Origin of the sequence: Streptomyces luteogriseus (assembly GCF_014205055.1) — a bacterium.
GTDB lineage: Bacteria > Actinomycetota > Actinomycetes > Streptomycetales > Streptomycetaceae > Streptomyces > Streptomyces luteogriseus.
The window spans coordinates 7,499,819-7,511,434 of sequence record NZ_JACHMS010000001.1 but is presented as its reverse complement, the minus strand read 5'-3'; the positions used below and the strand labels follow the sequence as shown (position 1 = coordinate 7,511,434).

General features: G+C 73.1%; 10 protein-coding genes and 1 pseudogene. 6 read left to right on the top strand and 5 right to left on the bottom strand.

What is annotated here, in order from left to right; all coding sequences use genetic code 11:
• The 4 genes from bioD to BJ965_RS33320 all read left to right on the top strand — a co-directional run bounded on the left by bioD (position 1) and on the right by BJ965_RS33320 (position 3,410).
• Positions 1–726, top strand: a complete 726-nt coding sequence (gene bioD / locus BJ965_RS33335; RefSeq protein ID WP_184914009.1) for a dethiobiotin synthase — start codon at positions 1–3, stop codon at positions 724–726.
• An 86-nt stretch (positions 727–812) separates the two neighbouring features.
• Entirely contained in the window at positions 813–1,712 is a 900-nt protein-coding gene (gene bla / locus BJ965_RS33330) for a class A beta-lactamase (RefSeq protein WP_184914007.1), read from the top strand.
• A gap of 11 nt (positions 1,713–1,723) precedes the next feature.
• Positions 1,724–2,659 carry an endonuclease/exonuclease/phosphatase family protein gene (locus BJ965_RS33325; RefSeq protein WP_313667429.1) on the top strand — a complete coding sequence of 312 codons (936 nt, stop codon included), beginning with the start codon at positions 1,724–1,726 and terminating at the stop codon, positions 2,657–2,659.
• A 76-nt stretch (positions 2,660–2,735) separates the two neighbouring features.
• Complete coding sequence (locus BJ965_RS33320) at positions 2,736–3,410, top strand: class I SAM-dependent methyltransferase (protein ID WP_184914004.1); 675 nt, start codon at positions 2,736–2,738, stop codon at positions 3,408–3,410.
• A gap of 12 nt (positions 3,411–3,422) precedes the next feature.
• Here the strand turns inward: BJ965_RS33320 and BJ965_RS33315 are convergent, their stop codons facing one another.
• Together BJ965_RS33315 and BJ965_RS33310 are read right to left on the bottom strand one after the other, a co-directional pair.
• A complete protein-coding gene (locus tag BJ965_RS33315; RefSeq protein ID WP_184914002.1) occupies positions 3,423–3,797 on the bottom strand; it encodes a fic family toxin-antitoxin system, toxin component in 375 nt (124 codons plus the stop codon).
• Positions 3,798–3,801: 4 nt separating this feature from the next.
• Positions 3,802–4,041 (bottom strand): hypothetical protein, encoded by a 240-nt coding sequence (locus BJ965_RS33310; protein ID WP_020270799.1) that lies wholly within the window; start codon positions 4,039–4,041, stop codon positions 3,802–3,804.
• Positions 4,042–4,176: 135 nt separating this feature from the next.
• Here BJ965_RS33310 and BJ965_RS33305 point away from each other — a divergent pair, with 135 nt between their 5' ends.
• Both BJ965_RS33305 and BJ965_RS33300 read left to right on the top strand, forming a co-directional pair.
• Positions 4,177–4,992 carry an ABC transporter ATP-binding protein gene (locus BJ965_RS33305; RefSeq protein WP_184914000.1) on the top strand — a complete coding sequence of 272 codons (816 nt, stop codon included), beginning with the start codon at positions 4,177–4,179 and terminating at the stop codon, positions 4,990–4,992.
• A gap of 4 nt (positions 4,993–4,996) precedes the next feature.
• Positions 4,997–7,564 carry an ABC transporter permease gene (locus tag BJ965_RS33300; protein WP_184913998.1) on the top strand — a complete coding sequence of 856 codons (2,568 nt, stop codon included), beginning with the start codon at positions 4,997–4,999 and terminating at the stop codon, positions 7,562–7,564.
• 132 nt (positions 7,565–7,696) lie between these two features.
• Here BJ965_RS33300 and BJ965_RS33295 read toward each other — a convergent pair whose 3' ends face one another.
• The 3 genes and pseudogenes from BJ965_RS33295 to BJ965_RS33285 all read right to left on the bottom strand — a co-directional run bounded on the left by BJ965_RS33295 (position 7,697) and on the right by BJ965_RS33285 (position 11,524).
• On the bottom strand, positions 7,697–8,212 hold the full coding sequence (locus tag BJ965_RS33295; protein WP_184913996.1) for a flavin reductase family protein: 516 nt from the start codon (positions 8,210–8,212) through the stop codon (positions 7,697–7,699).
• Positions 8,213–8,280: 68 nt separating this feature from the next.
• Positions 8,281–10,896 (bottom strand): annotated as a pseudogene (locus tag BJ965_RS33290) (amino acid adenylation domain-containing protein); the annotation flags it as partial.
• Positions 10,897–10,930: 34 nt separating this feature from the next.
• Positions 10,931–11,524, bottom strand: coding sequence for a cysteine dioxygenase family protein (locus BJ965_RS33285; protein ID WP_184913991.1), 594 nt, complete (start codon positions 11,522–11,524; stop codon positions 10,931–10,933).
• Between the last annotated feature and the right edge of the window lie 92 nt (positions 11,525–11,616).

Genomic DNA, 11,616 nt, shown 5'->3' with positions numbered 1-11,616 from the left:
ATGCCGGTACTGGTGATCACGGGCACGGGCACGGAGGTCGGGAAGACGGTCGTGACCGCCGCGGTGGCGGCGTCGGCCCTGGCCGCCGGCCGTTCGGTGGCCGTGCTGAAGGCCGCGCAGACGGGGGTACGGCCGGACGAGCCGGGGGACGCCGCCGAGGTGGAGCGCCTCGCCGGCCCGGTGACGACGGCCGAGCTCGCCCGGTTTCCCGAGCCGTTGGCGCCGGCCACGGCAGCGCGCCGGGCCGGACGGCCCCCGGTCCATCCGCACGAGGTCGCGGAGGCCGCCGCCAAGCTGGCCACCGAGCACGATCTGGTGCTGGTGGAAGGGGCCGGCGGACTGCTCGTCCGGTTCGACGCGGCCGGCGGCACCCTCGCGGACGCGGCCCGGCTGCTGTCGGCGCCGGTGCTGGTCGTGACCCCCGCGGGGCTCGGCACCCTGAACACGACGGAGCTGACGGCGCGTGAACTGCGCGCCCGGGGGCTGGAGCCGGCCGGGATCGTCATCGGCAGCTGGCCCGCGGCCCCGGATCTCGCCGCGCGCTGCAACCTCGCGGATCTGCCGGACGTGGCCGGAGCTCCGCTGCTGGGCTCCGTTCCGGCCGGATCGGGCGCCCTCTCCCCCTCCGCCTTCCGGTCGTCCGCGCCGCACTGGCTGGCGCCGCGGCTGGACGGCTCGTGGGACGCGGAGGCGTTCCGGATCCGGGAGGCGCCCGAGGCGTTCTGAGGGCTGGGGCGGTCTCGCGGTGAAACCGAGGCGCGTGTGATCGCGTGTTGAAGTACGTACGTGATCGCCTCCGAAAGGGACCCCCCGTGCACACCAACGGATCACGCCCGTCCCGCCGTACCGCCCTCGTGCTGGGCACGGCCGCCGCTCTCTCGCTGGGCGGCGGCACGGCCCACGCCTTACCCGGCACGGCCGGGGTCACCGCGCGGTTGCGGGAGCTGGAGCGGAAGCACACCGCCCGGCTGGGCGTGTACGGCCGCAATCTGCGCACGGGCCGGACCGTGGCGTACCGGGCCGATGAACGCTTCCCGATGGCGTCGGTGTTCAAGACGCTCGCCGCCGCGGCCGTCCTGCGCGACCTGGACCGGGACGGCGAGTTCCTGGCCCGGCGTATCCACTACACCCAGGAGTACGTCACCAAGTCGGGCTACTCCCCCGTCACCGAGGACCACGTCGCGACCGGCATGACCGTCGGCGAACTGTGCGACGCCACCATCCGCTTCAGCGACAACACCGCGGGCAACCTGCTCCTGGAGGAGCTGGGCGGGCCGACCGCCGTCACGCGCTTCTCCCGCTCGGTCGGTGACCGGATCACCCGGCTCGACCGCTGGGAGCCCGAGCTCAACTCCGCGGAGCCGTGGCGCGTGACCGACACGACGAGCCCGCGGGCCATCGGCCGGACCTACGCCCGGCTCGTGCTCGGCACCGCGCTGGACCCCCGGGACCGGGCGCGGCTCACGGACTGGCTGCTGCGCAACACCACCAGCACCGAGAAGTTCCGCAAGGCCCTGCCCGCCGACTGGCTGATCGCCGACAAGACCGGCGGCGGACGCCACGGCGGCAACAACGACGTCGGCATCACCTGGCCGCCGGACGGCCCGCCGATCGTGATGTCCGTCCTGACCACCCAGCCCGAGGAGGACGCCCCGGCCGACAATCCCCTGGTGGCCGGCGCTGCCGCCCTGCTGGCGGCGGAACTCGCGTAGGGGGTCGCGTGGTGGGCACGGGCAGGCTGCGGCCGCGGGACGCCTGGCTCGTCGGCGGTGCCCTCGGTGTCGCCGGTCTGCTCGCCCTGCACTCGGCCGTGCCCAACGGGGTCGGGCGTCTGGGGAGTTTGCTGGAGACGTTCCTGCCGTGGCTCGGAGCGGCCGTGCCCGTGCTCGGCTGTCTCGCCCTGCTCGGGCGGTCGGGGGCGGGGCTGCTCGCCTGCCTCGCCCCCGCGGCAGTGTGGCTCTGGATGTTCGGCGGGATGTGGCTCTCCTCGCCCCCGGCCGCGTCCGACCTGACCGTCGTCCAGCACAACGTGGCCGACGACAACACCGACCCCGCCGGCACCGCGCGGGCCCTGCTCGCCACCCGCGCCGGGCTGATCGCCGTCGAGGAACTGACGCCCGCGGCGCGGCCCGCGTACCAAGCGGTCCTGGACGGGTCCCATCCGCACCGAGCGGTCCACGGCACGGTCGGGCTCTGGTCCGCGTACCCGCTGTCGGAGGTGCGGCCCGTGGACATCCGGCCGGCGGGCTTCCCCGGGAGCTGGCGGCGCGGTCTGCGGGCCACGGTGTCCGCGCCCGGCGGCGAGCTGGCCGTGTACGTGGTCCATCTGCCGTCCGTGCGCCTGGGTGCGACGGGCCTCGCCTCGGCGGCCCGTGACGAGAGCGCGGCGCTGCTCGCGGCCCGGATCGACGACGACCCGGCCCGCCGGCTCCTGGTGGTGGGTGACCTCAACGGCACGGTGCGGGACCGCGGGCTCGGGCCGCTGACCTCCCGGCTCGACGCACCGCCCACCGGGTTCGCGTTCAGCTGGCCGGCCGGTCTGCCGGTGGCGCGGATCGACCAGGTGCTGGGGCGAGGGGCCGAGGTGACGGAGGTGTCGGCACGGGATGCGACCGGGAGCGATCACCTCCCCCTGCTGGGCCGGGTACTCCTTCGGTAGCCGGCAGGGGTGGGCCGGGCCCGTCCGGGGGACAATCGCCTCGAGGCGCAAGGCCAGCCTCGTCAAGGAGGTCCCCATGCCGCTCCGCTCCGGCAAGGTGCCACGGGACGCCGTGCACCATCCGCTGTTCGCCCGCTGCTACGCCCGGGTCAGTGTCGCCGCCGAGACCCGGATGGGCATGGGCCGGATCCGCGGGAGACTGCTCGACGGGCTGTCCGGGCGGGTGATCGAGATCGGCGCGGGCAACGGGCTGAACTTCGCGCACTACCCGGGCACCGTCGCGGAGGTCGTGGCGATCGAACCGGAGCGGCGGCTGCGGCACCTGGCGGTGGAGGCCGCGCTGCGCGCCGAGGTGCCGGTGGACGTGGTGCCCGGTGCGGCCGAGGCGCTGCCGGTCAAGAGCGAGGGCTTCGACGCGGCCGTGGTGTCGCTGGTGCTGTGCAGTGTGCGGGACGTGCCCCGGGCGCTCGGGGAGCTGCGGCGGGTGCTGCGGCCGGGTGGCGAGGTGCGGTTCTTCGAGCACGGCAGGGGCGGTGGCCGGGCGATGACCTTCACGCAGCATGCCCTGGACCGGACGGTGTGGCCGTTGCTGAGCGGGGGCTGCCATGTGGCGCGGGAGCCGGTGCGGGCGCTGCGGGACGCCGGGTTCGAACTCGGCCCCTACCGGCAGGTGCTGATGCCCGAGGAGGGGCCGCGGCTGCCCAGCTCGTACTGCGTGCTGGGCACGGCGTGGCGTCCACTCAGCGGGTAGTGCGGCCGGTGGTCACAGGCTCCACTGGCGCAGCTCCCGCTCGATGTCCCGTACGGAGGCCGCGCCGCTCTTGACCAGCCGGGCGAGGTCGCGTACCTGCTCGGGCGAGGTGATGACCTTGACCCCGCTGGCGACGAGGTAGGCGTAGGCGACGGCGGAGGCGAACAGGGCGTTGGAGCGTTCGAGCGCGGGCACGTGGAGCAGGAGCTGGAGCAGGGCGGCGGCGCGGGCGTGCGGGCTGTAGTAGACGGGGACGTCGAATATGGCGGCCTGGTGGCGGGCGACGGCGGCGACAAGGGCTCCCCAGTCGGTGACCTGGGGGTCCCCGGGGGTGTGGTGCTCGGCGAGCATCAGCAGCCAGGCGAGGTCGATGTCGAGGTTGTTCAAGGGATCAGTGGCGACCTTCGCGCGTGCCCTCACGGTCTGCGCCGAATTCCTCGGCGAAGACGGATTCGTACTGCTTCATGAAGTCGGCGGCGGCTTCCACGAAGGTGTGGCCCACCTCGCCGGTGTCCTGCCTGACCAGTTCCTCGATGTACCGGTTGACGCTCATGCCGCGGGCCAGGGCGCGTTCACGGGCGGCGCGGGCGGTGCCCTCGTCGACGCGCACGTTCAGCTGGGTCTTCGCCATACCTCGAAGCTAGCGCGCAGTTGCTAGCACCGGCAAGGGCGGAGTCCGACCCGCGGAGGATACCGAGTGTGGGCCGGGTCACATTACCCTCGGGCAGGGCCAGGAGGTCCTGACGTCCATCCAGAGGAGGCGGCCTTGTCCACACCTGCTGCGGAGCACGCTCCCGGCCTCGCGCCGGCCGACGGGATCGCGGCCCGCGCGCGCGGTCTGACCAAGGCGTACGGCTCGGGCGAGACGGCCGTGCTCGCGCTCGACTCGGTGGACGTGGACGTCGTCCGGGGCCGGTTCACCGCCGTGATGGGCCCCTCCGGCTCCGGGAAGTCCACGCTGATGCACTGTCTGGCGGGGCTCGACACCGTCTCGGCCGGACAGGTGTGGCTGGGCGACACGGAGATCACGGGGCTCCGGGAGCGTGAGCTGACGCGGCTGCGCCGGGACCGGATCGGGTTCATGTTCCAGTCGTTCAACCTCATCCCGACCCTGAACGCGCTGGAGAACATCACTCTGCCGATGGACATCGCGGGCAGGAAACCGGATGAGAAGTGGCTGGACCGGGTGATCGACACCCTGGGCCTGCGGGACCGGCTCCGGCACCGGCCGTCGCAGCTCTCCGGCGGGCAGCAGCAGCGCGTGGCCTGCGCGCGGGCGCTGGCCTCCCGGCCCGAGCTGATCTTCGCGGACGAGCCCACCGGCAACCTCGACTCGCGGGCCGGCCTGGAGGTGCTGGGCTTTCTGCGCGAGGCGGTCGACCAGCTGGGGCAGACCGTCGTCATGGTCACCCACGACCCGGGCGCCGCAGCCCACTCGGACCTGGTGCTCTTCCTCGGGGACGGCCGGATCGTCGACGAGATGCGACGTCCCACGGCGGAGGCTGTCCTGGAGCGCATGAAGAGGTTCGACGTGATCCGCACCCGGTACGAGGACGCCCCCGCGACACCCGAGGAGAACTGAGCCCGTGCTCAAGGCGACCCTGCGGAGCTTCCTCGCGCACAAGGGGCGGCTGCTGCTCTCCGCGCTCGCCGTCCTGCTGTCCGTCGCGTTCGTCACGGGGAGCCTGATCTTCTCGGACACCGTCAGCCGCACGTTCGACCGGCTGTTCGCCTCCACCGCGGCCGATGTCACGGTCAGCCCGAAGGAGGACCTCGACGAGGCGGTGCCCTCCGGCCGGACGGCCACCCTGCCGGCCGCGCTCGCCGAACGGGTCCGGCGGGTCGACGGGGTCGCGGCGGCCCGTGCCGACGTCAAGGTGAACGGCCTCACGGTCGTCGACGAGGAGAACGCCCCGGTGGGGCCCACCACCGGGGCACCGACGCTCGGCAACGCCTGGAACCCGAACGAGCGCAGCCCGGTCGAGCTGGCCTCGGGCCACGCCCCGAGCGGCCCCGCCCAGGCGCTGCTCGACTCCGAGACCGCCGACCGCAGGAACGTACGCGTCGGCGATCCCCTCACGGTCATCGCGCCGCCCGGGTCGTTCAAGGTGCGGGTCGTCGGCATCGTCACGTTCACGACCACGAACCCCGGCTCGGCGCTGCTCTACTTCGACACACCCACGGCTCAGACGAAACTGCTGGGCCGGCCGGGGACGGCCACCGCCATCTCGGTCGACGCGGCGCCGGGCGTCAGCGACGATCAGCTCAAGCAGCGCGTGGCCGCCGCGCTCGGCGCACACACCTACGACTTCAGGACGGCCGGCGAACAGGCCGAGTCGGACGTCGAGCAACTGGGCGGGTTCCTCGACGTCATCAAGTACGTGATGCTCGGCTTCGCCGGGATCGCCGTGCTGGTCGGCGTGTTCCTGATCGTCAACACCTTTTCCATGCTCATCGCCCAGCGCACCCGCGAACTGGGTCTGCTGCGGGCGCTCGGTGCCGACCGGCGCCAGGTCCGCGGCTCGGTGCTCACCGAGGCCCTGCTGCTCGGACTGGTCGGCTCCACGCTGGGACTCGCCGCGGGCATCGGTCTCGCGGCCGGGCTGATCGGGCTGATGGGCCTGCTCGGCATGAACATCGACGCCGACGAGATGGAGATCGGCTGGGCGACCCCGGTGGCGGCGTACGTCGTCGGGCTCGGCGTCACCTTCGTCGCCGCCTATCTCCCGGCGCGGCGGGCCGCGGGCGTCTCGCCGATGGCCGCCCTCTCGGACGCGGAGGTGGCCGGGGTGGGCCGGCCGCTGCGGATGCGCGCGGTGGCGGGCGCGGTCGTCGGGGCGGCCGGTGCGGCGGCGCTGGCGGGCTGCGCGGCGTCGCGGCAGACCTCGTCGGCGGCGTCCCTGCTGGGCCTCGGTGTGGTGCTCACCCTGATCGCGACCGTGATCGCCGGACCGCTGCTGGTGCGTCCGGTGATCCGGGTGCTGGGCGCGGCCTTCCCCGCGCTGTTCGGCTCGATCGGGCGGATGAGCCAGCGCAACGCCCTGCGCAATCCCCGCCGTACCGGAGCCACGGCGGCGGCGCTGATGGTGGGGATCGCCCTGGTGGGCGGGATGTCGGTGGCGAGCGAGTCGATGACCGCGTCGTTCGACCGGCAGATCGACACGACGCTGGGCGCCGACTTCGTGCTCCAGAACAGCAACTTCCAGCCGTTCCCGCAGGAGGTCACCGACAAGGTGCGCGGCACCGACGGCGTGGGCCTGGTCGTGCGCGGGCGGTTCACCCCGGTCGCGGTGCGGCTCCCGGACGGCGACCGCGTGGAGACCACCGCCGCGGGCTACGAACCGCGGCTCGACGACATCGCCAACATCACCTACACGCACGGGGACACCGCGGCCGCGCTCGCACGCGGGCGGCTGGCCATGGACCGGGACTTCGCCCGCGACCACGGCGTGCGGGTGGGCAGCACCCTCCCCGTGGAGTTCCCGGGCGGACGCTCGGCCGAGCTGACGGTCGGCGCGCTCACCGACCAGGACTCCGCCGAGGGATTCGGCACCCAGGGCGGCCTGTTCTTCGGGCTGGGCACCCTGGAGCGGTACGCGCCGGGCGGACAGGATTCCGCGCTGTACGTCAACGCCGCCGCCGGCACGGGCGACGACGACCTGCGCGCGAACCTGGAGGAGACGCTGGATCCGTACCCGCAGGTGCAGGTGCGGGACCTGGCCGACTACAAGCGGCTGGTCCACGACCAGATCGCCGTCCTGCTGTACCTCGTGTACGCGCTGCTCGGGCTGGCGATCATCATCGCGGTGCTCGGCGTGGTCAACACCCTCGCGCTGTCGGTGGTCGAACGCACCCGGGAGATCGGGCTGTTGCGGGCGATCGGGCTGGCCCGGCGCCAACTGCGGCGGATGATCCGGCTGGAGTCGGTGGTGATCGCGGTGTTCGGCGCGGTCCTCGGGCTGGTGCTGGGGCTGGTGTGGGGCGTGTGCATGCAGCAGGTGCTGGCGCTCCAGGGCATGACGGCCCTGGCGATCCCGTGGGTCACGATCGTGCTGGTGGTGGTCGGCTCGGCGGTGGTCGGGGTCGTGGCGGCGCTGCTGCCGGCGTTGCGCGCCTCCCGGATGAACGTACTGGCGGCCATCGCGCACGAGTGACGTCCGTACGGTGCATCGCTGTGACGCGTGCCGGCGCGGGTGATGTGTTCTTGCCGTGCCGGCACGCGTATCCGGGCCGCGGCGCCCGGGTCCTCCCGATCGTCGAGCGCGCCCGTCGTTGCCCCGGCAGCGTCAGGAAGCGAGCGGTGTGTGGGTACCGAAGGAGCGTTGGTGGTAGGTGAGGGGGCTGGAGTCCACCGGGGGTACCTCGCCCGGTTCGGCCGAGACGACCTGGGCGAGCAGGACGGTGTGGTCTCCGGCGGGGACGTAGGCGTCGGCCTCGGCGGCGATCCAGGCCGCCGAGCCCGGCAGGCGGGGCCGGTCCTGGCTCGGCGACCAGGTCACGCCGTTGAACTTGTCCGGTCCGGAGCGGGCAAAGGTGGTGGCGAGATCCGCCTGGTGAGCACCCAGGATGTTGAGACCGAAGCGTCCGGTGCGGCGGATGACCTCAAGGAGCCGAGAGCGGTTGTCCAGGCACACCAGCACCATCGGGGGCGTCAGGGACAGTGAGCCGAAGGCGCTGACCGTGGTGCCGTGCGGGCGGGGGCCGTCCATCGCGGTGACCACGGCGACCGGGGTGGCGACGGTGGCCATGGCGTCGCGGAACGCTTGCGGGGTGATGGTGCCGGGTGGCTGGGGGGTGGGCATGACCGGGCCGTTTCTGTGACGGAGGGGTGGAGGGCATCGACGGCCCGGTGACCCGCACATGCAAGAGCTCAAGGGCGATTGATCAGGTATCGGGCCATGCCGGCGACGGTGGGTGACTCGAAGAGGGAGCGGATGTCCAGGTCGATGCCGAAGACCGAGCGGATGCGCTCGGTGAGCCGGATGCCCAGGAGCGAATCCCCGCCCACGCGGTAGAAGTTGTCGTGGATGCCGATCCCGGGAAGGCCGAGCACCTCCGCGAACAGGGCGCGCAGGAGTTCCTCCTGCGGGGTGCGCGGGGCGGCGGAGGTGGTGCGCGGGAGCGGGTCCGGGAGCGCCCTGCGGTCGAGCTTGCCGCTCGGTGACAGCGGAAGCGCGTCGAGCACCGTGAACGTCGACGGGATCATGTGCTCCGGGAGGTGCCGCGCCGCGCCGCGGCGGACCTCCTCCGCGAACAGGTCCGGGTCGGAGGGAAGCCCCGGGCCGGGGCGGGGCACGGCGGCCGGCCGGGCGGGGCCGTCCGGCGCATCACCGGGTCGGCGGGCGTACAGGGTGACCAGTCCCGTGCCCTTGAGGAGAGGCGCCGTCTCGACCTCGACGGCGTAGCCGTGCGCGGTGAGCCGGTCCTTGACGCGGGCCACCCGGTCGCCCACGTCGTGTGCCTCGATCGCCAGCTGTCCGATGAGGGGCCAGTGCGCGTCGTCGATACCGTTCAGGACCTCGAGTTCGCTCTTCTCCGCGTCGATCTTCAGCAGGTCGACGCGGTCCACTCCGGTCTCGCGGATGACGTCGGACAGGGTCCGCAGCCGGCAGACCACCTCCTCGTGCCGCAGCCGCTCGGAGAGCAGCACGTCGAGGTCCGCCTCGGCTCCGGGCGCGTCGAGGCCCCTCGACGAGAGGTCGTTGCGTACGTACGCCTCCACGACGCCACGTTCCTGCGCCGTGTCGCCGAACCGCCCGGACATGATGGACAGGCCCGGGTAGTAGGTGAACGTCGCCGTGTCCTCTTTCTCACCGATGCCGCACGGGAACAGCCGGACGTCCGCGCCGTGGATGCGGGTGTTCAGCTCCAGCAGACGGAACAGTTCGGGGATGGGTTCGAAGGCGTGGACGACGGCGCCCGGGCACGACCGGGCGACCTCGAGGGTGAACAGCCCGATGTGCGCACCGACGTCGAACACGCAGGCGTCCGGCGGCAGGGTGATGCCGTTGCGGAGGTACTCGCGGCCCTCGAAGATCTCCTGGTAGACGAAGTCCGTCTCGGCGTGATTGCCCGAAGCGATGAGCATGCCGTTGGGCAGTGTGTGCCGCTCGTCGGCGCCGAGCAGGCCCTGGCGTTCCAACCGGCACACCCGCAGCAGGGGGCCCGCCTCGCGGGCGTCCGGGACGAGGTAGGCGGCCAGTCGCGCGCCGCCCGTCTCGTCCGGCCGGGCCACGACCGCGGCTGCCCCGACGCCGGGCAGGCCGGCCAGCACGGCCTCCACCTCGCCCAGTTCGACGCGCATGCCCCGCACCTTGACCTGGTGGTCGGTCCGGCCGACGTACTCGATGGCTCCGTCGGGGCGCGGGCGGGCGAGGTCACCGGTGCGGTACATGCGGCTGCCGGGCGGCCCGTACGGGTCGGGGACGAAGCGGTCCGCGGTGAGGTCCGGTCGGTTGACGTAGCCGCGGGCCAGCTGGACACCGGTGATGTGGAGCTCGCCGGTGGCACCGGGCTCCACCGGCCGCAGGTCGGTGTCGAGGACACGGAGGCCGGTGTTCCACACGGGCCGGCCGATGGGGACCGCTCCCGGCTCGTCGTCCGCCCGGCACTCCCAGTGGGAGACGTCGACGGCCGCCTCCGTGGGGCCGTACAGGTTGTGCAGCTCGGCGCCGCCGAGGACGGGGAAGAACCGGTCGCGCAGTTCGCCGGGGAGGGCCTCTCCGCTGGCGAAGACCCTGCGCAGGCCGGTGCACGCGGCCGCCGCGGGCTCGTCGAGGAACAGCCTGAGCATCGACGGCACGAAGTGGACGGTCGTCACCTGCTGGGACCGGATCAGCTCCGCGAGGTACCGCGGGTCCCGGTGCCCGCCGGGCGCGGCCATGACGAGGCGGGCGCCGACGCTCAGCGGCCAGAAGAACTCCCACACGGAGACGTCGAAGTCCGCCGGGGTCTTCTGGAGCACACCGTCGTCGCCGCAGAGCGGGTACCGGTCCTGCATCCACCGCAGCCTGTTGACAATGGCCCGATGCGGTACGGCGACGCCCTTCGGCCGTCCGGTCGACCCCGAGGTGTAGATCACGTACGCGGTGTTCAGCGGGTGCGGCGGCGGAGGCAGGGGGTGGTCCTCCGCCGTGTCCCGTGCCGACAGCTCCCGGATGTCGTCGGCGGTCAGCACCGTCAGGGGCCGCGCGTCCTCGGCCATGAGCGCGATCCGTTCGGCCGGATGCCCCGGGTCGAGCGGCAGGTAGGCCGCCCCCGTCCTGTGGACCGCGTACAGGGCGACAACGAGTTCCACGGAGCGCGGCACACTCACCGCGACAACGGTCTCCGGCCCGGCGCCGAGGGCCGCCAGAGCACGGGCCAGCCGCTCGGTCCGCGCGTCCAGTTCGGCGTAGGTCAGTACGGTGCCGTCGGCGACGATCGCGACCGCGTCGGGCGTTCTGGCCACCTGCGCCGAGAAGAGCTCGGGCAGGGTGGTCGGCGGATTGTGCACGCTGTCCCCCATGATGTCGCTTCCCTTACGGTCTGGCGGGCCGCTGTGCCGCACCGAGGACGGCGTGCGGCGGCCGCACCGGCAGGTCGTAGCATCGCCGGACGCTGGTACCGAGCCTGCCGACGTCGGCGCCGTACACGTGCAGGGAGACGGTCAGGCCGTCGGTCGCGCTGCGGACCTCGTGGATGTCCCCCGGCGGCGAGAGGTGGGCGACGGTGCCGATGTGGTTGACGGTGACGTCGACGGGGACGAGGTGCGGTGAGCCGTCCTCGTCGACGAGCCGGTAGCGGATCTCCTCCTCGGCCCCCCGATGGACGCCGATCACACACCAGCAGACGTGGTCGTGGATCGGGGTGCGCTGGCCGGGCAGCCACACGAGGGCGACGACGGAGAACGTGCCGTCCGGCTCGATGTGCAGAACGTGCTGCTTGTACGCGGCGGGGTCGGCGGCCAGCTGCTCCTCGGTCAGCAGGTCGTCGTGGCGCAGATGGGCGGCGACGACGTCCGCGGCCCGCCGGCCCGGCTGCTCGGGCCGGTCGGCGGACGGGGCGCGCAGCGCCTCGCGGATCTCCCTGACGAGGACGTCCAGGCGCGATCCCCTGGGGGAGGGAGCGGGCATCGTGCTCCTTTCGTACGGCGTCCGGCGTTCCGACGGGGAGCGCCGGGGACCACCGGCCGGTGAGGGATGACGGTGTCGTCTCGGGTGCGCTG

Coding starts and splice junctions, on each gene's coding strand:
- BJ965_RS33310 (WP_020270799.1), bottom strand. CDS start 4,041: ATGGCGAAGACCCAGCTGAACGTGCGCGTCGACGAGGGCACCGCCCGC.
- BJ965_RS33295 (WP_184913996.1), bottom strand. CDS start 8,212: ATGCCCACCCCCCAGCCACCCGGCACCATCACCCCGCAAGCGTTCCGC.
- bioD (WP_184914009.1), top strand. CDS start 1: ATGCCGGTACTGGTGATCACGGGCACGGGCACGGAGGTCGGGAAGACG.
- BJ965_RS33320 (WP_184914004.1), top strand. CDS start 2,736: ATGCCGCTCCGCTCCGGCAAGGTGCCACGGGACGCCGTGCACCATCCG.
- BJ965_RS33285 (WP_184913991.1), bottom strand. CDS start 11,524: ATGCCCGCTCCCTCCCCCAGGGGATCGCGCCTGGACGTCCTCGTCAGG.